The following is a 22876-nucleotide window of genomic DNA, read 5'->3' as shown; positions in this document are numbered from 1 at the left end:
GACCAGCGCTGGGTCCGCGCTCCCCGCAGCCCGGCGCGCCTACCAGCCCCCGCCGCCCCCGCCGCCGACGCCCCCGCCGGAGAACCCGCCGCCACCGAACCCGGACCCGCCGGACGACCCCGGCGTCGGCGCGGACAGCGACTGCGTCGCGATCGTCGAGAACCGGTCCATCGCCCCCGCGAAGCTCTGCGCCCAGAACATGCCGGCGCCGACGTTGTAGTACCCCGTGTACCAGGTGGGTTGCGGGACCGCCCGGCCGCGGGCCGCCAGCTCGGCGAACACCCGCGCCCAGCGGTCGGCCAGCCCGAACACGATGGCGTAGGGCAGGTAGCGGCTGAAGACGTCCTGGCCCTCCTCGAACCGGATCTGGTTCGCCTCGGCCGTGGCCAGGTACTGCCGGAAGCCGAGCGCCTGCGCCAGCACGGCCGTCCCGTCCGCGGTCCGCGCCGGCGCACGTCGCGCCAGCACCAGCGTCAGCAGGCCGACCAGCAGGATGGCGACGCCGATCAGCGAGACGCCGCGCACCTGCACCCGCGCGGTCAGCGGCGCGACCAGCGCGATGATGCCGCCCGCCGACAGCAGGCCGCCGCTCACCCGCCACCGGTTCCGCACCGCCTGCGGGTCGCTGCGGAACCAGCCGCGCTCCGTCACGTGCTGGTAGAGGCTGCTCTGCACCGCTGCCATCGACGCCGCGAACGTGGTGCGGAGCTCCGACAGCCGCACCTGCCGGCGGCCGGCGAACACGGAGCCGAGCAGCGCGGTCTCGAACGGCAGCAGCTCAGGGCCCGCCTCGCGCAGCTGCACCAGCGTCCAGTCCTTCGGCTTCTTGTTCGGGTCGCGGCGCGGCACCTCCTCGATGCGCAGGTAGCCGCGGACGGCGAGGTCGACCAGGGTCGCGGTGACGTCCACCGCGTTCGCGCGCTCGTCCACGAGGGTCCCGACCGCGCCGGGGCCGGTGCCCTCGGGCGGCGTGAACTGCACCGCGACGGCCTGCCTGCCCCGCAGCCCGGTCGCCACCTGCTGACCGGAGGCCGGTCGCAGCCCCGGCGTCAGCCCGAGGTACGCCTGGTCCCGGCCCGTCCGCAGCACGCGTCGCACCACCACCACGGCACCGAGCACCAGCACCACGAGCGCCGCTCCGCCGGCGACGCTGAACGGTTCGAGGGCAGCCGTCGGGTCGTACCGCGGGCCGAGGATCGGCTGCGCACGGAACGTGCCGGCCGGCCACCCGGTGACCACCGACCACTGCTGGCCGACGTCCACCACGTCCTGCGTGAACCGGCCGCCCGAGCCCTGCACCGCGGCCGACGTGCACGGGTCCGTGGAGCCGTAGCTGCCGACGTAGCAGGCGGCGCCGACCGCCTGCGCCGGGCCGGTCACCACCAACGACAGGTGCGAGATCGGCACCACCCACCCGGAGCCGATCACGTTCCAGTACAGCTCGTCACCGCTGTGCTGGCTGTTCGCCGGGTTGACCCACCCGTCCACCGTGTAGGCGATCCGGTAGGTCTGCACGCCCTGCACGTCGCCGTTCTTCGGGTCACCGATCCGCAGGACGATGGCGTCCCGGTCGTTCTCCTTGTTCACGTGCGCCGGTGCCCCGGTCGGGCTCGACGCCGTGATGTCGGAGTACTGGTACAGGCGGTCGTGGGAGTCGTCGTACCGCTGCCGCGTCGGCAGCGTCAGGTACGGGCCGTGGCCCGGGTCGTTGCCGAAGTCGAAGTCCAGGTCGATGGTCACGCGGGTGCGGCCGTCCGCACCGACGTCCGCCCGCACGTCGTACCGCGTCACCTCACGGCCCGCGGTCATGTCCCCGGGCCTGTGCGAGAGCCCAGCGGAGGCCGTCTGGATGCCCGTCGGCGCCGTCGTGGCCAGCCCCGTGGTCACGGCCGCGTGCGGCGCTGCCGTGGCGGGCCGGGCGCTCGCCACCAGACCCCCGGTGACGACGGCGAGAAGTCCGAGCGCCGTCAACGCAGCCGCTGCAGTGCGCCCGCGGTCCCTACCCCTGCTCACCGGTCCCGTCGCTCCCGGATGGCTCGTTGCGCCTCGAGGCTGTCCTGCCGCTCGCGCAGCGCCTGCCGCTTGTCCCAGTCCTTCTTGCCGCGGGCCAGGGCGATCTCCACCTTGGCGCGCCCGTCCAGGAAGTACAGGGACAGCGGGACGATCGTCTGCCCCTTCTCCCGGGTGCCGGCAGCGAGGCGCTCGATCTCGTCGTGGTGCAGCAGGAGCTTGCGCTTTCGCCGCGGAGCATGGTTGGTCCACGTGCCCTGCGAGTACTCGGGGATGTGCACGCCGTGCAGCCACGCCTCGCCGCCGTCGACCTCGCACCAGCCGTCCACCAGGGAGGCCCGGCCGGCGCGCAGCGCCTTGACCTCGGTGCCGGTGAGGACGACGCCGGCCTCGTAGACGTCCTCGATCGTGTAGTCGTGGCGGGCCTTGCGGTTGGCCGCGACGAGGCTGCGCCCGGTCGGCTTGACCACCGTGCCGCCTCCCCTCGATCAGCCCACCGTCCCGGCGGGCCCGTGGAAGCCTACACAGGGGGCCGGTGCGGACGCAGGCGGATTCAGATGCCGAGGTACGGGCGCGGGTTCACCGTCCCTCCGTTGATGTACACCTCGAAGTGCAGGTGGCACGCCGTGGACACCCCGCCCGTCATGCCGGCGTACCCGACCACCTGGCCGGCGCTCACGTGCTGCCCGGCGGAGACGGCGAAGCTGTTCAGGTGGTCGTAGCTGGACATCAGCGACGCGCCGTTCACCCAGCCGTGGTCCACCATCACCTGGTTGCCGAGGCCGGACCGGTACATCGCCCACTGCACGGTGCCGTCACGCCCTGCGTACACCGGCTCGTTGCAGTGGTCCATCAGGTCGATGCCGGCGTGCAGGCGCCAGATGTGCAGGATCGGCTGCAGCCGCATCCCGTACTCAGAGGTCACGTAGATCGGGTCGTGCGCCGTCGGGTTGACGAACCAGGCGCCCGGCGCCGCCTGCGCCGGCCGGCCGCTCGCGGCGGCCGCGCGTGCTGCGGCCGCCGCCTGCGCGGCCTGCTCCGCCACGATCTGCGCGAGCTGCTGGTCGAGCTGGGTGCGAGCGGCGTCGAGCGCCGCCTGGTCGGCTTGCGCCTGCGCGATCTGCCCCTGGAGCGCCGCCTGCTTCTGCGTCTGCTCCGCCAGCAGCTGGTCGAGCTGCGCCTTCGCCGCCGCCGCGTCCTTGCTGGCCTGGTCGGCGACCACGACCTGCTGGTCTGCGGCCTTCTTCAGCTCGTCGATCCGCTGCCGCACAGCCGTCAGCCGCGCCTGCGAGTTCCGGTCCTGCGCCTCGAGCTGCTGCATCTGACCCAGCACCTGCTCCTGCGTGCGCTGCGCGGTCGAGGCGAGGGCGAAGCGCGCGACGAAGTCCTGCGCGTCGCTCGCGCTGAGCACCACCGAGAGTCCCGACGTGTCCGCCGCAGCCCCGCCCTGGTACGCCTGGCGCGCCATCTGACCGATCGCGGCACGGACCTGCGCGGCCTGCGCCTGGTCCTTGGCGACCGCGTCGGTGATGGCCGACTCCTGCGACTTGGCGTCCGCCAGCTCGTCGGCGATCCGCTGCGCCTCGCGCTGGGCGGCCTGCAACGTCGCGTTGGCCTGGTCCAGCTTCTGCTGCGCCCCCGGCAGCTGCGCCTGCACGTTCTGCAGGTCGGACGCGACCTGGGCCAGGTTGGCCGACAGGTCCTCCAGCGAGGCCTGCAGAGCGTCCTGCTGGGCCTGGTTCGCCTGGATCTGGGCCTGCGTCTGCTTGCGCTTGTTCGACAGGTCGTCGGCGCCGGCCGGTGAGGCCGTCGCCACCAGGGCGAGCAGCAGGGCGGACAGCACCGCGGCCAGCCCGCGGTGCAGGTCTCGGGAGCGTCGGCGGCGAAGGGTCGTCTGAGGGTTCATGTCACACCTTCGTGTAGCGGCTCAGAGTGACGACGGACGAGACACCGGCCAGCAGGATCGCCACCGCGACGAGGATCGGCGCCACCGTCATCACGTCGCCGGTCCCGACGTACGGGATCCAGCCGACGGACGAGCCGAGCCAGTCGGTGACCAGGTACCGCACGCCCAGCCACAGGGCGCCGACGGCCAGTGCGGCACCGATCGTCGCCGCGATCGCACCCTCGAGCATGAACGGCAGCTGGATGAAGACCGTGCTCGCGCCGACCAGCCGCATGATGCCCGTCTCGCGGCGCCTGCTCAGCGCCGACAGCCGGATCGTCGTGGTGATCAGCAGCACCGCTGCGAGCAGCATCACGGCCGCCAGACCGCCGGCGAGCAGGGTGGCGCGGTCGAGCACCAGGAACAGCTTGTCGAACAGCGCCCGCTGGTCCTGCACCTGCTCCACGCCCTGCCGACCGGACAGCACGTCGGCGACCACCTGGTACTTGGTGGGGTCGGTCAGCTTGATCCGGTAGGACGAGTTCATGTCGTCGACCGTCGCGGCGCTGGCCCAGAACTGGCCGGCGAACTGCTTCTGGAACGACGCGAAGGCCTCCTGCTTCGTCTCGAAGTAGACCTTCTGGATGTACGGCTTGACCTCGGGCGCGTCCAGCGCGGCCTGGATGTCCGCCTTCTGCGCGTCGGTCACCTCGCCCGACGAGCACGTCGTGGCGGACGAGTTGGCCGGGCAGAGGAACACCGACACCTCGACCTTGTCGTACCACTGGTCCTTCATCTTGCCGATCTGCGTCTGCAGCAGCCCGGCGACGCCGACGAAGGTCAGCGACACGAAGGTGACCAGGATGACCGAGATGGTCATCGACAGGTTGCGACGAAGACCGATGCCGATCTCGGAGAGGATGAACTGCAGTCGCACGGTCCCGGTCCCCTCAGCGGTCCGAGCCGTACACGCCGCGCGACTGGTCGCGCACCATGGCCCCGGTGTTCAGCTCGACCACCCGCTTGCGCATCTGGTCGACGATCTCGTCGTCGTGCGTGGCCATCACCACGGTGGTGCCGGTGCGGTTGATGCGGTCGAGCAGGCGCATGATCCCCAGTGACGTGGTCGGGTCGAGGTTTCCGGTCGGCTCGTCGGCCAGCAGGATCGACGGTCGGTTCACGAAGGCGCGGGCGATGGCGACGCGCTGCTGCTCACCACCGGACAGCTCGTGCGGGCGACGCTTCTCCTTGCCGGCGAGGCCGACCATCTCGAGCACGTCGGGCACCGTGGTGAGGATGTGGTGGCGCGGCTTGCCGATCACCTGCAGGGCGAAGGCGACGTTCTCGAACACCGTCTTGTTCGGCAGCAGCCGAAAGTCCTGGAACACGGCGCCGATCTGGCGGCGCATCTGCGGCACCTTCCACGACGAGAGGGTGCTCAGCTCCTTGCCGGCGACGAACACCTTGCCCGCGGAGGCGCGCTCCTCGCGCAGCACGAGGCGCAGGAAGGTCGACTTCCCCGAGCCGGACGAACCGACGAGGAAGACGAACTCACCGCGCTCGACGTCGAGGCTCACCCGGTCGAGCGCGGGCCTCGCACCGCGTGCATAGACCTTGGTGACGTTCTCGAACCGGATCACGTGCCTGCCCATACCTCGTCGTGCCCCGGGCGCCGGCTCACGCCGACGTCCGGACGACCCACTCCTCGCGAGCCTCCTCGAGGCTACGAACGCCCGACAGGGCGTCCGGGCAGGACACGCCGCCCCGGCGCTGTGAATCGGCGGGCTCGGTCCGGTATGCCCGATACGTCCCGGACAACCGTCCGAGTGCACCGGTCGGCAACGTGCTCGCCGGTCCGACGGCGGCCCTCGGATGCGGGTGCGTGCCCGCGGAGCAGCACGCCTGCGGGGTCAGGCGCCGACGCCGTTCTCCTGGCCGCGGCGCCAGCGGATCCCGGCCTCGATGAAGCCGTCGATGTCACCGTCGAACACGGCCATCGGGTTGCCCACCTCGTAGTCGGTGCGCAGGTCCTTGACCATCTGGTACGGGTGCAGCACGTAGCTGCGCATCTGGTCGCCCCAGCTGGCCTTGATGTCGCCGGCCAGCTCCTTCTTCTTCGCGTCCTCCTGCTGCTGGCGCAGCACCAGCAGGCGGGACTGAAGCACCCGCATGGCGGCCGCCCGGTTCTGGATCTGGCTCTTCTCGTCCTGCATCGACACCACGAGACCGGTCGGCAGGTGGGTGATCCGTACCGCCGAGTCGGTGGTGTTCACCGACTGACCGCCGGGGCCGGAGGACCTGAACACGTCCACCCGGATGTCCGACTCCGGCACGTCGATGTGGTCGGTCTGCTCGATCAGGGGGATCACCTCGACCGCCGCGAAGCTCGTCTGACGGCGTCCCTGGTTGTCGAACGGCGAGATGCGCACCAGCCGGTGGGTGCCCGCCTCGACGGAGAGGTTCCCGTAGGCGTACGGGACCTTCACCTCGAACGTGGCGCTCTTCAGCCCCGCCTCCTCGGCGTAGCTCGTGTCCAGCACCTTGGTGGGGTACCCGTGCCGCTCCGCCCAGCGCAGGTACATCCGCATCAGCATCTCGGCGAAGTCGGCCGCGTCCACGCCGCCGGCGCCGGACCGGATCGTCACCACGGCTTCGCGCTGGTCGTACTCCCCCGACAGCAGCGTGCGGACCTCGAGCTCGCCCATCGCCTTGCGGACGGCGCCGAGCTCCGTCTCGGCCTCGGCGGCGCTGTCGGCGTCGTCCTCCTCCGTGGCGAGCTCCACCAGCGTCTCGAGGTCGTCGATGCGGGCGTTCAGCTTCGCGAGCCGCTCGAGCTCGGACTGAGCTGCGGACAGCTGGCTCGTCACCTGCTGCGCCGACTCCGGGTCGTCCCACAGGTCCGGCGCGGACGCCTTGCTGGACAGGTCCGCGATCTTCTCCCGCAGCGCCGCCGGGTCGATCACAGCCTCGATCGACTCGAGGGTGCTGCGCAGCGCGCGGATCTCGGCGGGGAAGTCGGTGGCCACGACCGTCCAGGCTACCGGTTCGCCGCTGACCACCCGCCGGGCCTGCCGGTCAGGCGCCGTGCCGGGACCACCACGACCGCGCGCCCGCCCCGGTGGCTCACCACGCACGAGCCGTCGATGTCGCCTCGATGCGCACCCCGTCCGACCACGGCGCCAGCAGCGGCCCGACCAGGGCCAGCCGGCTCACCGCGCCCAGTCGCACGACGACGGTGCGACCGTCGGCGGTCCCGGCCTCGAGCACCAGCACCTGCGACCAGCGCGCGAACCGGTCCGGGTGGTCGCGGACGTACCGCTCGACCGCAGCACGGACCGCCTCGGAGCTCAACGGCACCTCGCGAGCGCCCGGCGCCGCACCGTGGGTGAAGTACCCGTCGTCCGTGACGGAGTCCGCCGCAGCGAGGCTCGCCAGGTCCGAGAGGTCCAGCAGGCGCTTGCGGTCGAGGTGCACGCCGGTCGCCGCCACCACCACCGTGATCAGGGCGACGGCCAGCAGCACGAAGCCGAGGACGAGCAGGGTGACCTGCCCCTCGTCGTCACCGGCCACCGCTCGGTGCGTCGACCGTGCGCACGCGGCGGCGAGGGCCGGGCGGCTCACGGTGCCGCCCGGTAGTCGTCCACCATCGCCGTGTGCTCCGCGGACACCGCGATCTCGAGAGGGACCGCGGAGCGGACGAAGGGCGGCACGAAGGGCAGCGGCACCCTCACCTGGACGACGGCGTCCACCTCGCTCCCGGGCGCGAGGCACTGCGCGGAGCACGTCAGCCGCAGGACGTCCGCAGGTGCGGCATCGAAGCCCTGGTCGTCGAGCGCCACGCCGACGGAAGCGAGGGCCTGGGCGGCACCGTCGTCGGCTGTCTGAGCGCTCGCGTACGCGCGGGCTGCGTCGCGCGACGCCGCGTCTGCGGCGAACGTGCCGGCCTGCAGCCTGCCGAGGACGAGGACGAGGTAGACCAGCGGGACGAGCAGCGTCACGGCGAGGCCGAGGAACTCGACGACGGCGTTGCCCGAGTCGTCGCTCCACCGGGACGGCAGCCGCCCGTCCCGACGCGCTGGGCGACCGGTCACCCGACACCGGCTCATCCGCCCTCCACGAGCGCGTGGCCACGCACGACCAGCTCCCCGCTCGGCCCGACCAGGCCGACCACCGGGAACGGTGCTCGGACCGTCACCTCGACCAGGTCCACCCCGTCGACGACCGTCCGGACCGCCGTGACGTCGCCCGCGTAGCTGGACGACACCGCCTGGCTCGCCAACGCTCTGGTGCGCTCCACACCGTCGGCCGGACGGTGCCCCGCCTGGGCGGCGTACCGCGCACCCTCGGCGGCGCAGTCCACGAGCGTCGCCCGCACGTGCAGCACGAGCGCGAGCTGCAGCACGGCGACACCGAGCACCGCGACGAGCGCCCCGACCAGGACGAAGTCGACGACCGCCGAACCGCGCTCCGACGCCGGGCGCCCACCGCACCAGACGCGCCGGGTCAGGGCGCGACGTGGCTGATCGCCGTCTCGAACAGGTTGACCAGCGCCTTGCCCGCCACCAGCCACAGAGCCGAGACCAGTCCCGCCGTCATCAGGGTGACCAGCACCCACCCCGGGACGTCTCCCCGGTCGGCGGGCGCGCTCGGCGCCAGGGCGTCCTCGTCCGTCGCGGTCCCGGACGTCGTGCCCTCGACCGTGGTGAGGCCCGGACGGCCGCCGCCGCGGCCGATCACGCGGGAGACCAGGCTGCGGAACCACCTCTGGATCCGTCCACGGGATGTCGTCATGCTCGTGCTCCTTGTCCCGCCGGTCCTTCGCCGGCGACGTGTCGGTCACAGGCCCACCCGCAGCACCACGAGGCTGGGGAACACCGCGAACAGGACGGTCACCGGGAGGATGAGGAACACGACCGGGACCATCATCAGCACCTCCTTGCGGCCGCCCGCCTCCATCAGGGCTCGCCGGGACTCCTCCCGGACGTCCTGCGCCTGCGCGCGCAGGACGTCGGCCAGCGGCGTGCCGCGATCGAGCGCGACGGCGACCCCCTCGGCGAACCGGGTCAGCGCCGGGAGACCCGTGCGGCCGGCCAGCGCATCGAGCGCCTCGGTGAGCGGTGCGCCCGCCCGCGCGTCGGAGAGCGTCGCGCGCAGCTCCTCCGTCAGCGCACCGCTCGTGGAGCGCACCACGCGCTCGAGCGCACCGGCTGCACCCTCGCCGGCACCGACCGCGAGCGCGAGCAGCTCCGCGACGGTGGGCATCTCGGTGAGGATCCGCTGCTCCCGCTCTCGAACCTGCCGGCTGAGCAGCCAGTCGCGCAGCAGGACGCCGCTGACGCCGCTGACCGCCACGAGGACGGCGAGCGCGAGGGGCGAGCCGCCGCGGACCGTGCCCACCAGCAGAGCGGCGGCGAGCCCGCCCGCGAGCCCGAGCACTCCCCACACGACCTGACCCGCACAGATCCACTTTGGTCTACGGTTGTGCACCATGATGAGCGCAGGGGGCAAGCGGGTCGTCATCTACACCCGCGTGAGCAGGGACGACACGGGCGAGGGGCGGTCCAACGATCGCCAGGAGGAGGCGTGCCGGCGCCTCTGTGAGATGCGGGGCTGGACGATCGTAGGCGTCCGCCGCGACGTCTCGATCTCCGGCTACAGCGGGGCGAAGCGGCCCGGCTGGGAGGAGGTCGTCGAGCTCATCGAGGCGCGCGAGGTCGACCTCGTGGTCGCCTGGGCGATCGACCGCATCACTCGCAACATGATCGAGCTGGAGCGCGTGATCCAGCTGGCCGACGAGCACGACATCGGCATCGCGACGGTCTCCGGGGACATCGACCTGACGAGCGACGTGGGCCGGATGGTGGCCCGGATCATCGCCGCGGTGGCGCGGGCGGAGGTCGAGCGCAAGGCCGCTCGGCAGCGTCTCGCCAACGAGCAGCGCGCCAAGGAGGGGCTGCCCTACACGTCGGGCGTGGCTCCGTTCGGCTACACCCAGGACCACATGCACGTCGTGCCAGCCGAGGCCGAGGCGATCCGCCGCGCCGCCAAACTCGTGCTCGACGGCGTGTCACTGGTGCAGATCGCGAAGGAGTGGAACGACGCAGGGCTCTACTCTCGCCGGCCGAGCCAGAAGAACAAGATCGGCCCGTGGCGCTCACGTGGGGTCCGCGGCGTGCTGAGCAACCCGCTCTACATCGGCAAGCGGGAGTACAACGGCCAGGTCTACGACAACGGCCAGTGGCCGAAGATCCTGGACGAGGCGACGCACCTCGCGCTCCTCGCCAAGTTCGCCGACCCGAGCCGCAAGGTGGGCACGCTGCACATGGGGCGCACGCCGCTGAACCTGCTGACCGGCATCGCCACGTGCACGCGCTGCGAGGACAAGAACACGGTGCGCGCGTCAGCATCACGCGGGGAGCCTCGGTACGTCTGCACCACCCACAACCACCTTTCCGTCCCGCGGCAGGCGTGCGACAGCTACGTGCGCGGCTGGGTGGTGAACTACATCGCCATGCCTGGCGTGCTGGAGAAGCTCATCGGCAGCGGTGACGGCGAGGAGGAGAAGGGTCTGCAGGAGGAGATGCGGGCGCTGCGCAGCCGCCTCGACATGCTGGAGGACGGGCTCGCGCGTGGCACCATCGACCTCGGCGCGTACGGCCGCGTTGCCGCGCGCGTGCAAGGCGAGCTGGACGGCCTGGAGGCGCGCCTCGCGCGCACCAGTCGCGGCGCGCTCCTCTCTGGCTTCACCGGGCTGCGCAACGAGGAGTCCGTTGGGGTGCACTGGAACGAGCTGCCCCTGGCACAGCGCAGGGCCCTGCTGTCGCAGCTTTGCACCGTCTCGATCGCAGGGCCCGGTGTCGCCCGCAAGGGCACGGTCTACGACCCGGGCAAGTTCGTGCAGATCGCCGAGCTGGCGTAGCCGGCGCCGGAAACACGAAAGGACCCCCTCGCCAGTCGCTGTGACCGGCGAGGGGGTCCTCGTGTGCGTTACGCGGCCTTCGCCGCTGGAGCTGTGCGGGTCAGGTCGATGGGGCCGAGCAGGTTGCGCAGGGCGACCAGCTTGGCGGGCGACGGGGGCTTGGGCGGATTCTCCTTGAAGCGCTCAGCCCAGTAGGCGACCGCCTCGTCGTCCGTCACTGGTCGCCCGCCGCCGCGTCGGGCTTGGCCGCGTCCGCCGCGTCGCGCTCGACGTGCTGGAACTTCACGCCCGTGAAGATGCGCCGGAGCTCGTCCTTCTGGCGCTCCGAGAGCGGCGGCGCGTTCCGCGCCATCTCCCGGGCGTATTCGAGCCACTCGGGCTTGACGCCGGTCACGAGACGAGCCTAAGCATCTCGGCCACCTCGTCAATGTTGACGAGGCGCAGACCCCAGGCGTCGAGCCCGACGTGGATCTGCGGCGAGAACGGGTAGCGCGACGGCGCCACGGAGAACACCCGCGGGTCGTGCACGTGCCCGTGAATCAGGGGCAGCCCCTCGTCGCGGAGCCGGTACTGGGTGTGCCGGTCTCCGTCTCGGCCGGGGGTGTCGCCGACGTACGGGAAGTGCGACAGGAGCACCTCCCGGCCCTCGATCCGGCGCCGCGCGAACGCCTGCGCCGAGGCGAACACCTCCAGGTACCGCGCCGCCTTGCGGTGCGCGTCCCGATGCATCGGGTGCCCCTGGTCGTGGTTGCCCCAGATGAGGTGCTTCTCCCCCGGCACGCGGGCCAGCAGGTTCAGCGCGTAGGCCGGCGAGCTCACGGCGATGTCGCCGAGCACCCAGACCTGATCCTTGGGCTTCACCGTGTCCCACCACATGCGCTCGATCGCGTCGTCGTGCGCGAGCTGGCTGCGGAAGCCGCGGATCGTGGCGACCTTCTCGTGGCCGAGGTGCAGGTCCGAGGTGAGCCAGATGTTGCCGGCGCTCATGCCGCCCTCAGCTCTCGGGTCATGACGCGGCCCTCCCACTCGGGGAAGTCGGCCAGGAGCTTGCGCGCGTAGCGCGACTGGAAGTTGTTGTTCAGCTTGAACTCGTCGCCGGCCGTGCGCAGCGAGGTCTCCCAGCGGAGCACCTCCCACAGCATCTTCACCCCGACCCGCGGCCGGGTCGCCAGCCACTCGATCGCCAGCTCGACGAGGCGCTCGTAGACCTTGGGGTTCTCCCGGTCGAACCGCTCGAACGACGTCTGGATGCTCACTCGGTCGCTCCCTTCCGCGCCACTTGCACGTGGCGCCGTGCTTCAGGCCGCAGCCCTCTGCAGGCTCGGCTTGGTCCGGTAGTTGCCGCGGAGGACCCGCAGGCGGTGGTTGTGCGCGCCCGTCACGGGCTGCAGGTGCGAGGGCCGCACGCAAGCGGCGTTCACGCACCGATGGTCGAGCTGGGGCAGGTCGGCTGGGATCGTCCGCCTGCGCATCCGCGGCATCGGCGAGCTCGCCTCTGCCTGGAGCGCCACGAACGCGACCCGGTGGGCCTGTCGCCAGGCGCCGTCGAGCCAGAACCGGCCGTAGCCCATGTGGTCGCGCTTGCCCGTCCACTCCCAGCACGACCACCCGTTGCGCCGGGTGATGGTGACGTAGGACCGGAACCGGGCGAGCGCGCCCTCGTCCAGTAACCGTAGCGCCACTTGCACGTGGTGTCCAGACGGAGCCCTCATGCCGGCCGCTCCCAGCTCGGCAGCTCGCCCTCCGGCGCCGGCCAGAACTCGACCGGGCCCTGGTAGTCGGCGTGCGTGCCGAGGGGGAACCAGCCGACGATGACGAAGCGCTCCCGCTTCCACTCGATCATCGTCACCTCGCTGGCCGGCAGGTCGGCGCCAGCGATCCACCGCACAGACGCGGCGATGGGGTGCGGGTTGCCGATCTCGCGCAGGTCGACGATCTGCCCCACGCGGACGCTGGCGGGCGGGCCGTTGCGCCGGCCGACCGCGATGAGGTCGCCGATCTTGGCCTCGCGCCCGAGCACGTCCAGGAACAGGGCGCTCACGCCGCGACCGCCTCGCGCTTGGGCACCAGCTCCTCGCGCCGGTCCTCGACGACATCGAAGCCCTGCCGGGTGAGCTGGCGCTCGAAGGTTCGGTAGTGGTGCCCGCAGAGCGCGATCCGCAGGTCCTGGCAGAACTTGTGCGAGTACGCCTCGACGAGCACGTAGGCGCGGTGGCCGCAGCGATCGCACGGGGTGAAGGTCTCCAGCTCGCTCTCGGTCGTCTCCACTGGGTCAGCCCTCCTCTCCTGTTGCGGCCGGCGCCGTGATGGCCCAGCCCTCGTCCCTCATCTGCTGGAGCACCTCCAGCACTTCCGTGGGCGTGGCGCGGAGATCCCCGCTCCAGACCGCCCGCTCGACTGCCTCGCGCAGGGGCCGCTCGATCTCCTCGTCGATGGCGTCGGCGAGGAGCAGGAAGGTGCGCGCCGTCGAGCGCAGCTCGGCTGCCGCCTCGGTTCTCAGCGGTAGCCGCACCAGCCCCATCGGCGTCGGGGACTTGGCGACCTCGATGCCTCCGCGGTTGCGCACGATCGCGACGTCGCCGCCGTCGTTGCTGTAGGTGAAGCTCCCCACGGGTCAGTCCCCCTTCACGTTGACGATCTGGCGCAGCTCGTGCACGACCTCCACCAGCGGCTCGGCGTCGCGCATGATGACGTCGATCGGCTTGTAGGCCGCGGGGATCTCGTCGATGAAGGCGTCGGTGCGCCGGTACTCGATCCCCTCCATCGCCGCGTCGAGCTGCTCGAAGGTGAACGCCTTGCGAGCTGCGGCGCGGCTGTACTCGCGGCCGGCGCCGTGCGGGGCCGACGACAGCGACGCGACGTTGCCCCGGCCGCGCACGACGTAGGACCGCGTGCCCATCGAGCCCGGGATGAGGCCCATGACGCCCTCGTGCGCGTCGATGGCGCCCTTGCGACTGACCCACAGGTCGCGGCCGAAGTGCCGCTCGCGCTGCGTGTAGTTGTGGTGGCAGGAGATGTGCTCCTGACTCTCGACGTCCTCCTGCATGAACTCGGAGAGCGTGAGGACCACCCGGTCCATCATCTCGGCGCGGTTCTCGCGGGCGAACGCCTGGGCCCAGCGCAGCTCGGCGATGTAGGCGGCGAAGGCCGGCTCCCCCTCGATGAGGTAGGCCAGGTCCGGGTCCTCCAGCTCGATGAACCGGCGCCGCATCTGCTCCTGGGCCACCTTGATGTGGTGCTGGGCCAGCTTGTTGCCGACGCCGCGCGAGCCGCTGTGCAGGAAGATCCACACCCGGTCCAGTTCGTCCAGGCTGATCTCGATGAAGTGGTTGCCCGAGCCGAGCGAGCCGAGCTGGCGCTCCCAGTTCGGGGCGTAGACGGCCGGGTCGAACCCCGCGCGAGCGGCCAGGTCGTGCAGGCCGTCGCGGCGATTCAGACGCGCGATCGCCGTCGCGGTCAGCTCGGTGTTGTACTTGCCGGCCGACAGCGGGATCGCGCGCTCGATCTCCTCGCGCAGCCGGCGCAGCGAGCCGTCCTGGCCGTAGTCGATCGCCTGGAGGTCGTCGATCGTCCACTGGGTCAGCACCGCGTCCATGCCGCAGCCGATGTCGACGCCGACCGCCGCGGGCATGATCGCGCCCTCGGTCGGGATCACCGAGCCCACCGTGGCGCCCTTGCCCAGGTGGGCGTCGGGCATGAGGGCCATGTGCGGCTGCACGAACGGCATCGCCGCGGTGCGGATCGCCTGCTCGCGCGTCTTGGGCTCCAGGATCGACGCCCAGCTCAGCAGCTTGTCCGTGATCTTCTCCACGCGGCTCACGCCTTGCCGCCTCGCGCTGCCATGCGCGCCGCCTCGCTGTGGTGCTGGCCGGCCAGCGCGTCGGCCCAGATTGCCCAGGAGCGCAGCTGCTTGTAGGTCCTGCCGATGGCGAAGGAGTTGACGCCCTCCGCGCTCGGGTACTTGCCCAGGCCCTCGGCGCGGTGACGGATCAGGGTCGAGCTCACGTTCTGGGGCACTGTCGGGCCCTCCTTCTCTCTTGTGGCTGTATGGGTACTTCTTGGTGAGCGCAGGGGCCACGACAGCCCCTGCGCCCTTGCGACTCAGCCCTGCTTGCTCCAGTCGCAGGAGATGCCGCCCGACTTGTAGCCGTCGTAGACGACGCAGGTGACCGAGTGACCGCCCGCCAGCTCGACGACCACGGGCGCCACGTCCGCGCCCTCCAGGCCCTCGACGTGCTGGGCTGGCGTCGAGCCATCGCCCGCCGAGCCGCAGCCGGCCAGGCCGAGCGCGGCAGCCGCCGCTACGGCCAGCGCGAGGCCGGCGCGCTTGGTGCGGCTCACTTGCCGGCCAGCGACACCAGCGGCGTCGAGCCCTCGGGGACCACGAACACCGTGCCGGCCTTCATCGCCTCGATGCGGCGCTGCTCCAGCACCTGCGGCGTGAGGGACTCGGACAGCAGGCGGTTGGCGTCCGCCTCGGCCTGGGCCACGACGACCTTCTGCTGGGCGTCGATCTGCGCAGCCCGCAGGTTGGCGTCGGCCTCGGCAGCCTTCTGCTGAGCCACCTCGACCGACTTGATCGAGGTCTCCACCTCGTCGGTGAAGCTGATGTTCTGCAGGTTGACCAGCGAGACGGTGACCCCGTAGCTGTTCAGGGACTTGTTGAGCGCGTCGAGCATCCGGGTCGTGGCCTCGCCGCGCTTCTCGCCGCGGAACTCCACCGGCTTGTAGCTGGTCGGCACGTCACGGACGACGGCCAGGATCTGCGGCTCGATCACCTGCTTGGTGAAGCGCTCCTGCGAGCGGAACTCGCGGTAGAGCTGCTCGACCTTGGCGCCGTCGATCGAGTACGTGACGGACAGGTCGAAGTTGACCTGCGCACCGCCCGACACGGAGGACGTGACCTCCTGGCCGTTGACCTGGCCGCGGGTGTAGTCCGGGGCGCCCTTCTTGTTGCCGGCGTAGGTGGCCGACTGGGAGAACAGGTCCCAGGTCGACAGCTTCACCCACGGGGCCTTGGCCGAGAAGCCGGGCGAGGTGTCCTGCCCCGAGATCGTGCCGCCCGCGTTGATGAGCACGCTGGCCTGCCCGACGCTCTGCGTGTAGAGCGAGGCGAACCCGCCGAACACCAGCGCGAGGGCTGTCAGGGCGCCGGCCACGACGCGCGTGACCTTGCGGGCCGGGAAGTCGTCGTCGGTGGCCTTGGGCACGGCGAAGGACACGGCCAGGACGATGAGCGCCAGGACCGCCAGGATGATGAACAGCACGAACATGCTGTGGTGTGCTCCCTTCTGTTGGTGTTGCACCACACTAGCACGCCGCGTCACTTTCACGCGACGTGCTAGTGCAGCGATCTGAGGTCAGGCCCCCGGACGCTCCATCGCCGTGAGCTGGTGCAGCGTCTTGTCCTGGTGCTTGCGCACCCAGGGCAGGCGCAGCGTCGTGCCGAACGTGGAGCGGATCCCCGACCGCGCGAAGCCGGCCTCGATGACGCCGGCCTTCGCCAGCGCGTCCATCACGGCGTCGTGCTGCTCCTTGGTCATGGACACGTCCACGTACAGGTGCGTGTTGCCGCTGGAGGACTTGGCGACGTGCACCGCGGTGTCCAGGTCGAGCAGGAGCGCGTACCGGCTCTCCCCGTCCCAGCCGCGAGCTCGCCGCTGCGCCGACCAGAGCAGGGCCTCGTCCAGCGGCGCCTCGACGCGCTCCTCGCTGGCAGCCTCCTCCGAGGAGGACAGCGTGCCGTCCGTCGTCGTGACCGGCGTGAGGGCCGTGACGAAGTGCGGCACCCGCATCGCCTGCAGGACGACCCTGCCGAGCTGGCCCCTCATGCCGCAGCTCGCGCAGCGACGACGTGGAGCGACTTGGGCTGGTCGTCGTGCTCCAGGAGCACCTTGAACCGCTCCCCCGAGGCGTGGTGGCGCACGACGACGCCCTCCGGCCGGCCGAAGCCCGGCTCGGCGCTGGAGCCGAACGCGGTCAGCGTGTCGAGCACCGTGGAGACCACCCGGTCGCTGTGCAGGCCCTCGTAGAGCACCGGCACGACGTCCAGGCCGGGGACCTCGATGCCGAGCGCCTCCTTGGCGTGGTCGATGTTCCGGGCCTTGCGGGTGTCGAACAGGCTGAAGCGCTTGTCACCGGCCGTCAGCCCGTAGGCCCGCTGGATCCCCGAGCCCCACCACTCGCCGAAGTGCAGCCCCGGGCCGAGGATCTCGGTCAGGTGCTCGGCGTTGCGCTGGACCCAGGCGGCGAAGCCGTAGTTGTCGCCGGCCGAGGTCGGCGTGAGCAGCCGCTTGCGGGACTGGGCGTAGACGGCCGCGCCGCCGACGACGGCGAGCACGTACTCGGCGCCCTCGAACTCCAGCTCGACGTTGCCGTCCTCGCTGGCGCCGAACGCCCGCACCAGGTCACCGAGGTCGATCAGGTCGCTCAGCGGCCGGATCCCGACCGCGGCGTTGGTGCCGTCGATCTTCTCGGTGATCGTGACCTCGCGGTACAGCCGAGGCGTCTTGGGCCAGGGCGTGAAGACGATGCCCCCGCTCACGCGAAGACCACCTTCCGGCCGCGGGCACCCAGGGCCAGCGCGACGACCACGAGGATCGCCAGCAGGACGAAGAACAGCGCCAGGCCACCCCAGAACGGGATCAGCACCAGCCACCAGGGCCAGGTCGCGACGGCACCCCAGCCGCCGACCTTCATGATGACGAACGCGATGCCGAGGACTCCCAGGACCGGGAAGCTGCTCGTGACGCCGCGCGAGGTCTCGTTGGACATGCGGTGGTTGCTCCTTCAGATGTGGTTGGACATCACGGCGATCACCATGACGATCAGGCAGGTGGTGAACAGGACCAGCTGGAGCAGGCTCGGCTCCTGGTGGAGGGCTGCCCAGCGCTGGTAGCGGCGGATGGCGTTCATGCGGCCTGGTCCAGCGACTGCAGCCCCGACGTCGGCCGGGCGCGCAGCGCGTTGTCCAGGGAGTCGTAGAAGCCGGCGTTGCGCGGCGCGCGCTTGGCGTTGTCCCCGGCGATCGTGTAGTCGCGGGTGGCCGGGCGTCCGTCGAGCTCCGCGGCACGCTTGCGGCCGGCTGCGCACGAGCGGCACTCGGCGTCCTTGCGGTCGGCGCCCAGCGGGCTCTCGTCGAACTCGCGGGACGCCTTGGTCGACCCGCAGGTCCAGCAGAAGCGTCCGGCGTCGACCTCGTGCAGGGTCCGGCGCTTCACGCGGCTGCCCCGGTGATGAGGGTGAACTCGCGCCGGCTCATCTCGGTCAGGTGGTGGCCCTCGCAGATCGAGCACCAGTAGATGCGGTTCTCGACCTTCAGGCCGCGCATCGTCCCCCTGGCGGCACCGAACCGCTCCCGGCGCGCTCGCGCCCTGCCCATCGCCCGCTCGGCGTCGCGTTCCTCGGCGTACGCGCGCTTGCCGGTCGGGCAGATGTCGTACTTGACCTTCTTCACGATGTAGTTCCTCCCTAAGCCGCGCTGACGCGCTGGATCGGACGGGGCGGGCGCACGTACTCGTGGCACCCGCATTCGGCGATGACGCACCCCGAGACCTTCGACCGGGGCCAGTGATGAGCGGCCTCTACGTGGCCGCACGTGGCGCAGTCCTTCCACAGCGCGTCCTCCTGGGCGTCCAGGTAGTCCGCGCGGCCGGTGAGGCTGCGCACCTCGTAGATGCCGGCCTGACCGAACAGGCCGAGCGTGTTCTCCTCCAGCGCCTTCATGGCTGCCGCCTCGGTGGCGAACAGGCCGTAGAGCGTCACCGGCCCGCCGTCGAGGCGAGACGCGACCACGAACCACGACCGGTCGGCCATGAACCCGAACGCGAGAGCCATCGCCTTGCGGGCCATCGCGGCGGCGTCCTTGAACTTGCCGCCGTCGATCTCCTCGGCCAGCTCCTTGATCTCGCCGGCCCTGGGGGCGATGCGCGGCAGCTTGAAGATCGACTTGATCTGCGCCACTTGCACGTCCGCCCGTCAGGCGGCGTCGAGGAGCAGGTCGAAGTAGCTGTGGATCCTCCCGGCCTGGCTCTGCAGGTCAGCGACGGTGCCGCCGTTGACGACCTGGAAGTCGAAGACCTCCGCGTCGAGCGCCGTCTCGCTGGCGTGCGCGTCGGGATCCTGGGCCAGGCCGGGGCGCTCGATCCGCACCGACCAGCCGCCCGCGAACTCCACGGCACGCTTCTCGTTCGGGAAGCGCATGTCGGTGATGACCACGGGCCCGTCGATCTCCGCAGCTCGGCGCATGGCCGTGTCGACCCAGATCGACTCACCCATGACCTTGCGGCCGGCCTCGGTGCCCAGTCGCTGCAGCAGGCTGCGCACGTCGTGCAGCTGCTTGGCGCCGTCCCAGCCCACGGAGTCGACCAGCATCGTGATCCGGGCGTAGCGCAGCCCGCGGGCGAAGGCGGGCATCCCGGCCTCGCGCAGCAGCCCCGTCTCGTCCGTGCGGACCACGACCAGCGGGTCCAGCGCGTACAGCATCTCCTTCAGCGGGTCGGCGAACGCGACTCGGGTGTAGCCGAGGTTGTCGATGAGCGCCTGGGCGAAGGTGTCCTTGCCCGACTGCTTCTTGCCGGACAGGCCGATGATCTTCGTAGCCATGCTGGGTGTAGTTCCTCTCGTCAGGCCGCTGCGTGCAGCAGTCGGAAGTCGCTGGTCACCCGGCCCTGATACGGGCGCTCCGGGTGGTGCCTGTTGAAGTTGTCGGCCAGGGCCTTGGTGATGCGGACACCCCTGGCGTCCACGCCCAGGCGTCCGGCGATCCAGCGGCGCACCTCGGTGCCGGTCGCCGTGCTCACGCGCTCTGCGCCAGGGTCACGACGTCGGCCGTGGCGAGCTCGGCCTGCTTCAGCGCCTCGTTCAGCTCCAGCGCCTCGGCGTGGCTCAGGTCGGTGCGCATGTCCTCCAGGTCGGCCCGAAGGCCGGCCAGCAGGCGCCGGTTCGCGGCGACGGCCTGGTCGAGCTCTCCGATCACGTCGACCACCTCACTGAGCGCCTGGACGAAGCCGCGCATGTACTCCGCGCTCGGCGGCTGCGACTTGGCGGCGGTCAGGTGGGCTCGGTGGGCTCGGGGCTGCTGCATGTCGGTGGGTCTCCTCGTCTGTTGGCGTGCTCCTTGCGCACGGTCCCTACTCTAGTGGTGCGTCACTTTCACGTCAACGCCGCGCAGGATGTCCTTCTGCGGCGCACGTGCAGGTGAAGCCGATCCCCTCGCGGGGGCAGTCGTCGTGGTAGCCGGTCAGGCACCATCCGCACGGGACGGCCGCGACCTTCCACTCGAAGCTCTCCTGGGCGCGCTTCCTCACGCGATGGGCAGGAGCTCGGGCAGCTGGCCGATCGCCCAGGCCGCGTGCTCCAGTGCGGCCTCCTCTGCCGACTCGTCGCCGTAGTGACCCCAGGACTCGATGGAGACGTCCCAGTCGTTCAGGTCGACGTCGCTGTCGTCGAGCACCTGCGTGGCGCGCACGGCCGTGCCGACGCCGTAGACGTCCTCGTCGAGGTACGCCTGCCAGGTGATCCGCTCGCCGGCCAGCACGTCCTCGGCGTCGTCGGACACCCCGACCGCGTTGCGCCAGGTCGGCGTGTCGAAGATGACCACGTTCGCGTATCGGTCGAGCGTCGAGCTGACGAAGGTGAGCTCCGTGCCGTGGAAGATCCGCATGTAGCGGGTCACGATCGTCTCGGGCGTGTGCGCCGGGAGGATGCCGAAGTAGCCGCAGGCGCGCTGGAAGGCGCGCAGCACGTCGTCGTCGCTGGCGACCTCCTGGGCGATCTCGTAGTCGTTGTGGCGCCAGCCGTAGCCCACCAGCGTCGGGGCGAAGGCGTCGCCGTCCGGGCGACTCGGGCTGCTGTCGCGCTCGATCACGGCGAGCACGCGCGGGTCATCCGTCCGAGCCCACCCGCGGGTGTAGGTCTCGTCCCAGGTCCAGTCCTTCACGTCTGTCTCCGTTCATGATCGGCAGGCTCGTCAGCGATGGGATGCCAGCCCATCGGACCGGCCGGAGCCGGTTTCGCCGTGTCAGGCGGATGCGGCCTCCCGCATCTCCGCCAATCGCTCGATCGCCCTGTCGGCCTTGGCCTCCAGCTCCTCGATGTCCGCCCCGCTCGACGACTCGGGGTAGAGGGCCGTGTTCATGGCGAAGATCGCCAGGGTGAGCACCTCCGCGTCGCTGAGCGTCTCGGGGTCGCTGGTCGGCGCCTCGGCCGGCTGGTCGACACCGAGCCCGGCCACGTACTCGCGAGCCGCCTCGACCATCTGGTCGGTGTTGGGGCGCTCGATGGGCGCCGGGCCCTCGCCGGTCTCGGCGTTCACCTCGTCGGCGTTCAGGTACTTGATCGCGGCGTGCGGGTCGCCGTGGTCGTCGCCGTCGACGTGGTAGATCGCCAGCATCTCCGCCGCGTCCTCGGCCCGGCCGTGCGCGGCCATGAACGCTGCGAGGTCGTCCGCCTCGCTGCAGGCCAGGTGCTCCCAGGCGCTGTCCATGCGGGCCAGCGCGTCCAGTGCTCCGGTGATCGTCTCGTCCTTGGTCATCTCGAACCCCTCTCTCTCGGTGTGCCGTCTGCACGACTCCCCCGACCAGCACGCCGCCCCCTGCGTGGCGTGCTGGTCGAGAGGGCTGGTCAGACCGTGGCGAGCACGCGCAGCGTGTCGGCGTCCAAGCGGTCGATCCCGCCGGTCACCGCCCGCTCCATGTTTCGCTCGACGCGAGTCGCGTTCCGGACGGTCGCGACGTGGTGGGTGTAGGTGTTCACCGCGGCGAGCACCCCGTAGGCCGTCCCAGCCCACGGCGACACGCGCTCGTCGTGGTTCCACAGGCGGTTCAGCTCCGCCGACTTGTTCTCGGCGAGGGTGATGCCGCGCTTCGACTTGGCCTCGCGCGCCTTGTCGATCTCGGTGTGCGCGGCCACGAACGCCCGCCAGCGGTCGGCGTTCACCTGCTCGTCGATCAGGGCCTGCACCTGGGCCTCGAAGTCCGAGGCGACGGTGTGGACGATGCCGAGCGCGTCACGCACGTCCTGCACCTTGTTCAGGCTGAAGCGCGAGTGCTTCACCTTGAACCGGGAGGAGTCCTTGCTCGCCAGGGCGGTGCTGAGCGTGTTGTCGCACACCACCACCTGAGCGCCGGTCTGGTACGTCGTGGCGATCGAGCCGTCCATGCTCGTCGCGGCGGTCAGGAAGGGCCGGTACTTCACGCCGCCAGGGGCCTCCAGGGTGTCCTCCATCTCGATCTGCACCCAGGCGACCGCGCCACCCTTCAACAACCCCGCGGACCCGATGGCGAGGTCGGCGTCGAGCAACATCTCGACGTTCTCGATCAGCCAGTCCTTGTACTGGTGGATCCGGTAGCCGGACTTGAAGACCCCGAGGATCGCTCCGGTGTCCGAGCGCATGATCGCCTTGCGCTCGGGGTCGACCGTCGACAGGACACCGGTCTCGGTGAGCGCCGTCGCGCTGATCTCGCCCTCCACGCCGCGCCAGGCGAACAGGCGCCGCACCACGTCGTCGACCGGGATCGCTCCGGCGTAGTGGTTGGACTCGGCCCCCTGCTTCTCCGCCCGGTAGTGCCAGGCGTTGCCGCGCTTGTCGGTGTAGCCGATCAGGGTGTTGGTGTTCAGGTGCTCCAGCGTCTCGCGGGACATGGTGGTCTCCAATCTGTTCGGCAGGCTCGTCAGGCGAGGGATGCCAGCCCTCGCGACCCCCGTAGGGGTTTCGCCGTGTGGGTGGTGGGTCAGTCGTCGGCGTCGACCGCGTAGCGCACCTCGACGTCCGGGCCGATCAGCGCGGCCAGGGCCAGTGCGGCACTCAGGTCGCCGTCGTAGATGTCGCAGGCGTCGCACCGCTCGACGCCCTGGTCGGTCGGGCCGTTCGTCGTCGGGGCGAAGAACCCTCCGCGGCACTCGCCGCAGGGCCCGACGCTGAGCCGGTCCAGGTGCTCGGCCAGGTCCACGACGGACCCGTCCGGGCGCTCCAGCCACGGGTCCGAGCCATCGGCGATCGCGTCGATCTCGCCGCCCGTGTAGCGCCGGGCCTCGTCGTCATGCATGGCGTCTCCGTTCTC

37 protein-coding genes and 1 pseudogene are annotated in these 22876 nt (G+C 71.1%); 1 reads left to right on the top strand and 37 read right to left on the bottom strand.

Features of this window, described 5'->3' with window-relative positions; all coding sequences use genetic code 11:
- Positions 1-39: 39 nt before the first annotated feature.
- The 11 genes and pseudogenes from N0B34_RS04070 to N0B34_RS04020 all read right to left on the bottom strand — a co-directional run.
- A complete protein-coding gene (locus tag N0B34_RS04070) occupies positions 40-2013 on the bottom strand; it encodes a DUF2207 domain-containing protein (RefSeq protein WP_263730018.1) in 1974 nt (657 codons plus the stop codon).
- A complete protein-coding gene (gene smpB, locus N0B34_RS04065) occupies positions 2010-2480 on the bottom strand; it encodes an SsrA-binding protein SmpB (RefSeq protein WP_263730016.1) in 471 nt (156 codons plus the stop codon). Before smpB ends, N0B34_RS04070 begins: the two co-directional genes overlap by 4 nt.
- 83 nt (positions 2481-2563) lie before the next feature.
- Positions 2564-3916: a M23 family metallopeptidase gene (locus tag N0B34_RS04060; protein ID WP_263730015.1), complete on the bottom strand. Its 1353-nt coding sequence runs from the start codon at positions 3914-3916 to the stop codon at positions 2564-2566.
- Between the two features lies 1 nt (position 3917).
- Positions 3918-4832, bottom strand: a complete 915-nt coding sequence (ftsX, locus tag N0B34_RS04055; RefSeq protein WP_263730013.1) for a permease-like cell division protein FtsX — start codon at positions 4830-4832, stop codon at positions 3918-3920.
- Positions 4833-4845: 13 nt separating this feature from the next.
- Positions 4846-5535, bottom strand: a complete 690-nt coding sequence (gene ftsE, locus N0B34_RS04050; protein WP_263730485.1) for a cell division ATP-binding protein FtsE — start codon at positions 5533-5535, stop codon at positions 4846-4848.
- A gap of 270 nt (positions 5536-5805) precedes the next feature.
- Positions 5806-6921: a peptide chain release factor 2 gene (prfB, locus tag N0B34_RS04045; RefSeq protein WP_263730011.1), complete on the bottom strand. Its 1116-nt coding sequence runs from the start codon at positions 6919-6921 to the stop codon at positions 5806-5808.
- A 97-nt stretch (positions 6922-7018) separates the two neighbouring features.
- Complete coding sequence (locus N0B34_RS04040) at positions 7019-7516, bottom strand: pilus assembly protein TadG-related protein (RefSeq protein WP_263730010.1); 498 nt, start codon at positions 7514-7516, stop codon at positions 7019-7021.
- Entirely contained in the window at positions 7513-7986 is a 474-nt protein-coding gene (locus tag N0B34_RS04035) for a pilus assembly protein (protein ID WP_263730009.1), read from the bottom strand. The genes N0B34_RS04040 and N0B34_RS04035 overlap by 4 nt, the downstream gene beginning before the upstream one ends.
- Positions 7987-7997: 11 nt before the next feature.
- Positions 7998-8465: a TadE/TadG family type IV pilus assembly protein gene (locus N0B34_RS18090; RefSeq protein WP_412175693.1), complete on the bottom strand. Its 468-nt coding sequence runs from the start codon at positions 8463-8465 to the stop codon at positions 7998-8000.
- Positions 8399-8686: a hypothetical protein gene (locus tag N0B34_RS04025; RefSeq protein ID WP_263730508.1), complete on the bottom strand. Its 288-nt coding sequence runs from the start codon at positions 8684-8686 to the stop codon at positions 8399-8401. The genes N0B34_RS18090 and N0B34_RS04025 overlap by 67 nt, the downstream gene beginning before the upstream one ends.
- A 45-nt stretch (positions 8687-8731) precedes the next feature.
- Positions 8732-9352: pseudogene (locus N0B34_RS04020) on the bottom strand (type II secretion system F family protein); the annotation flags it as partial.
- Positions 9353-9383: 31 nt separating this feature from the next.
- Between N0B34_RS04020 and N0B34_RS04015 the strand changes: the two are divergent.
- On the top strand, positions 9384-10814 hold the full coding sequence (locus N0B34_RS04015; RefSeq protein ID WP_263730008.1) for a recombinase family protein: 1431 nt from the start codon (positions 9384-9386) through the stop codon (positions 10812-10814).
- 68 nt (positions 10815-10882) lie between these two features.
- Here N0B34_RS04015 and N0B34_RS04010 read toward each other — a convergent pair whose 3' ends face one another.
- From N0B34_RS04010 to N0B34_RS03885, 26 genes are all read right to left on the bottom strand, one after another.
- On the bottom strand, positions 10883-11032 hold the full coding sequence (locus N0B34_RS04010) for a hypothetical protein (protein ID WP_263730007.1): 150 nt from the start codon (positions 11030-11032) through the stop codon (positions 10883-10885).
- A complete protein-coding gene (locus N0B34_RS04005) occupies positions 11029-11208 on the bottom strand; it encodes a hypothetical protein (protein WP_263730006.1) in 180 nt (59 codons plus the stop codon). The genes N0B34_RS04010 and N0B34_RS04005 overlap by 4 nt, the downstream gene beginning before the upstream one ends.
- Entirely contained in the window at positions 11205-11801 is a 597-nt protein-coding gene (locus N0B34_RS04000) for a metallophosphoesterase family protein (protein ID WP_263730005.1), read from the bottom strand. The genes N0B34_RS04005 and N0B34_RS04000 overlap by 4 nt, the downstream gene beginning before the upstream one ends.
- Positions 11798-12070 carry a hypothetical protein gene (locus tag N0B34_RS03995; protein ID WP_263730004.1) on the bottom strand — a complete coding sequence of 91 codons (273 nt, stop codon included), beginning with the start codon at positions 12068-12070 and terminating at the stop codon, positions 11798-11800. Before N0B34_RS03995 ends, N0B34_RS04000 begins: the two co-directional genes overlap by 4 nt.
- Before the next feature lie 42 nt (positions 12071-12112).
- Complete coding sequence (locus N0B34_RS03990) at positions 12113-12496, bottom strand: hypothetical protein (protein WP_263730003.1); 384 nt, start codon at positions 12494-12496, stop codon at positions 12113-12115.
- 26 nt (positions 12497-12522) lie between these two features.
- Positions 12523-12855, bottom strand: coding sequence for a hypothetical protein (locus N0B34_RS03985; RefSeq protein WP_263730002.1), 333 nt, complete (start codon positions 12853-12855; stop codon positions 12523-12525).
- Entirely contained in the window at positions 12852-13082 is a 231-nt protein-coding gene (locus N0B34_RS03980; protein WP_263730001.1) for a hypothetical protein, read from the bottom strand. Before N0B34_RS03980 ends, N0B34_RS03985 begins: the two co-directional genes overlap by 4 nt.
- Positions 13083-13086: 4 nt before the next feature.
- Positions 13087-13425: a hypothetical protein gene (locus N0B34_RS03975; RefSeq protein ID WP_263730000.1), complete on the bottom strand. Its 339-nt coding sequence runs from the start codon at positions 13423-13425 to the stop codon at positions 13087-13089.
- A gap of 3 nt (positions 13426-13428) precedes the next feature.
- Positions 13429-14625 carry an RtcB family protein gene (locus N0B34_RS03970; protein ID WP_263730483.1) on the bottom strand — a complete coding sequence of 399 codons (1197 nt, stop codon included), beginning with the start codon at positions 14623-14625 and terminating at the stop codon, positions 13429-13431.
- A 5-nt stretch (positions 14626-14630) separates the two neighbouring features.
- The gene (locus N0B34_RS03965; RefSeq protein ID WP_263729999.1) at positions 14631-14831 is read right to left on the bottom strand and encodes a hypothetical protein; all 201 of its coding nucleotides are present in this window, start codon (positions 14829-14831) and stop codon (positions 14631-14633) included.
- Between the two features lie 84 nt (positions 14832-14915).
- Positions 14916-15155, bottom strand: a complete 240-nt coding sequence (locus N0B34_RS03960; protein WP_263729998.1) for a hypothetical protein — start codon at positions 15153-15155, stop codon at positions 14916-14918.
- The gene (locus N0B34_RS03955) at positions 15152-16087 is read right to left on the bottom strand and encodes an SPFH domain-containing protein (protein WP_263729997.1); all 936 of its coding nucleotides are present in this window, start codon (positions 16085-16087) and stop codon (positions 15152-15154) included. The genes N0B34_RS03960 and N0B34_RS03955 overlap by 4 nt, the downstream gene beginning before the upstream one ends.
- A gap of 87 nt (positions 16088-16174) precedes the next feature.
- Positions 16175-16645 (bottom strand): hypothetical protein, encoded by a 471-nt coding sequence (locus tag N0B34_RS03950; protein ID WP_263729996.1) that lies wholly within the window; start codon positions 16643-16645, stop codon positions 16175-16177.
- Positions 16642-17358 (bottom strand): RNA ligase family protein, encoded by a 717-nt coding sequence (locus tag N0B34_RS03945; RefSeq protein WP_263729994.1) that lies wholly within the window; start codon positions 17356-17358, stop codon positions 16642-16644. The genes N0B34_RS03950 and N0B34_RS03945 overlap by 4 nt, the downstream gene beginning before the upstream one ends.
- On the bottom strand, positions 17355-17588 hold the full coding sequence (locus N0B34_RS03940) for a hypothetical protein (RefSeq protein WP_263729993.1): 234 nt from the start codon (positions 17586-17588) through the stop codon (positions 17355-17357). Before N0B34_RS03940 ends, N0B34_RS03945 begins: the two co-directional genes overlap by 4 nt.
- A 15-nt stretch (positions 17589-17603) precedes the next feature.
- Complete coding sequence (locus tag N0B34_RS03935; protein WP_263729992.1) at positions 17604-17729, bottom strand: hypothetical protein; 126 nt, start codon at positions 17727-17729, stop codon at positions 17604-17606.
- Positions 17726-18034, bottom strand: a complete 309-nt coding sequence (locus N0B34_RS03930) for a hypothetical protein (RefSeq protein WP_263729991.1) — start codon at positions 18032-18034, stop codon at positions 17726-17728. Before N0B34_RS03930 ends, N0B34_RS03935 begins: the two co-directional genes overlap by 4 nt.
- Positions 18031-18270, bottom strand: a complete 240-nt coding sequence (locus N0B34_RS03925; protein WP_263729990.1) for a hypothetical protein — start codon at positions 18268-18270, stop codon at positions 18031-18033. The genes N0B34_RS03930 and N0B34_RS03925 overlap by 4 nt, the downstream gene beginning before the upstream one ends.
- 14 nt (positions 18271-18284) lie before the next feature.
- Positions 18285-18776, bottom strand: a complete 492-nt coding sequence (locus tag N0B34_RS03920; RefSeq protein WP_263729989.1) for a hypothetical protein — start codon at positions 18774-18776, stop codon at positions 18285-18287.
- Positions 18777-18791: 15 nt separating this feature from the next.
- Positions 18792-19418, bottom strand: coding sequence for a hypothetical protein (locus N0B34_RS03915; RefSeq protein ID WP_263729988.1), 627 nt, complete (start codon positions 19416-19418; stop codon positions 18792-18794).
- Positions 19419-19438: 20 nt separating this feature from the next.
- Entirely contained in the window at positions 19439-19615 is a 177-nt protein-coding gene (locus N0B34_RS03910; protein WP_263729987.1) for a hypothetical protein, read from the bottom strand.
- On the bottom strand, positions 19612-19899 hold the full coding sequence (locus tag N0B34_RS03905; RefSeq protein ID WP_263729986.1) for a hypothetical protein: 288 nt from the start codon (positions 19897-19899) through the stop codon (positions 19612-19614). The genes N0B34_RS03910 and N0B34_RS03905 overlap by 4 nt, the downstream gene beginning before the upstream one ends.
- A 219-nt stretch (positions 19900-20118) precedes the next feature.
- On the bottom strand, positions 20119-20754 hold the full coding sequence (locus N0B34_RS03900; protein WP_263729985.1) for a hypothetical protein: 636 nt from the start codon (positions 20752-20754) through the stop codon (positions 20119-20121).
- Between the two features lie 81 nt (positions 20755-20835).
- Entirely contained in the window at positions 20836-21348 is a 513-nt protein-coding gene (locus N0B34_RS03895; RefSeq protein WP_263729984.1) for a hypothetical protein, read from the bottom strand.
- Positions 21349-21437: 89 nt separating this feature from the next.
- Complete coding sequence (locus tag N0B34_RS03890; RefSeq protein WP_263729983.1) at positions 21438-22457, bottom strand: DUF932 domain-containing protein; 1020 nt, start codon at positions 22455-22457, stop codon at positions 21438-21440.
- Positions 22458-22546: 89 nt separating this feature from the next.
- On the bottom strand, positions 22547-22861 hold the full coding sequence (locus N0B34_RS03885; RefSeq protein WP_263729982.1) for a hypothetical protein: 315 nt from the start codon (positions 22859-22861) through the stop codon (positions 22547-22549).
- Between the last annotated feature and the right edge of the window lie 15 nt (positions 22862-22876).

Origin of the sequence: Cellulomonas sp. SG140, from assembly GCF_025770785.1 — a bacterium.
Lineage (GTDB): Bacteria > Actinomycetota > Actinomycetes > Actinomycetales > Cellulomonadaceae > Cellulomonas.
Note: the sequence above shows the minus strand (reverse complement) of the source record. Positions and strands in the feature narration are given on the sequence as shown.

What these genes read in the sequence shown, in the direction of transcription:
- N0B34_RS04060 (WP_263730015.1), bottom strand. Translation starts at nt 3,916, where the DNA reads ATGAACCCTCAGACGACCCTTCGCCGCCGACGCTCCCGAGACCTGCAC.
- N0B34_RS04025 (WP_263730508.1), bottom strand. Translation starts at nt 8,686, where the DNA reads ATGACGACATCCCGTGGACGGATCCAGAGGTGGTTCCGCAGCCTGGTC.
- N0B34_RS04015 (WP_263730008.1), top strand. Translation starts at nt 9,384, where the DNA reads ATGATGAGCGCAGGGGGCAAGCGGGTCGTCATCTACACCCGCGTGAGC.
- N0B34_RS04000 (WP_263730005.1), bottom strand. Translation starts at nt 11,801, where the DNA reads ATGAGCGCCGGCAACATCTGGCTCACCTCGGACCTGCACCTCGGCCAC.
- N0B34_RS03955 (WP_263729997.1), bottom strand. Translation starts at nt 16,087, where the DNA reads ATGTTCGTGCTGTTCATCATCCTGGCGGTCCTGGCGCTCATCGTCCTG.
- N0B34_RS03950 (WP_263729996.1), bottom strand. Translation starts at nt 16,645, where the DNA reads ATGAGGGGCCAGCTCGGCAGGGTCGTCCTGCAGGCGATGCGGGTGCCG.
- N0B34_RS03940 (WP_263729993.1), bottom strand. Translation starts at nt 17,588, where the DNA reads ATGTCCAACGAGACCTCGCGCGGCGTCACGAGCAGCTTCCCGGTCCTG.
- N0B34_RS03935 (WP_263729992.1), bottom strand. Translation starts at nt 17,729, where the DNA reads ATGAACGCCATCCGCCGCTACCAGCGCTGGGCAGCCCTCCACCAGGAG.
- N0B34_RS03915 (WP_263729988.1), bottom strand. Translation starts at nt 19,418, where the DNA reads ATGGCTACGAAGATCATCGGCCTGTCCGGCAAGAAGCAGTCGGGCAAG.
- N0B34_RS03905 (WP_263729986.1), bottom strand. Translation starts at nt 19,899, where the DNA reads ATGCAGCAGCCCCGAGCCCACCGAGCCCACCTGACCGCCGCCAAGTCG.
- N0B34_RS03895 (WP_263729984.1), bottom strand. Translation starts at nt 21,348, where the DNA reads ATGACCAAGGACGAGACGATCACCGGAGCACTGGACGCGCTGGCCCGC.
- N0B34_RS03890 (WP_263729983.1), bottom strand. Translation starts at nt 22,457, where the DNA reads ATGTCCCGCGAGACGCTGGAGCACCTGAACACCAACACCCTGATCGGC.
- N0B34_RS03885 (WP_263729982.1), bottom strand. Translation starts at nt 22,861, where the DNA reads ATGCATGACGACGAGGCCCGGCGCTACACGGGCGGCGAGATCGACGCG.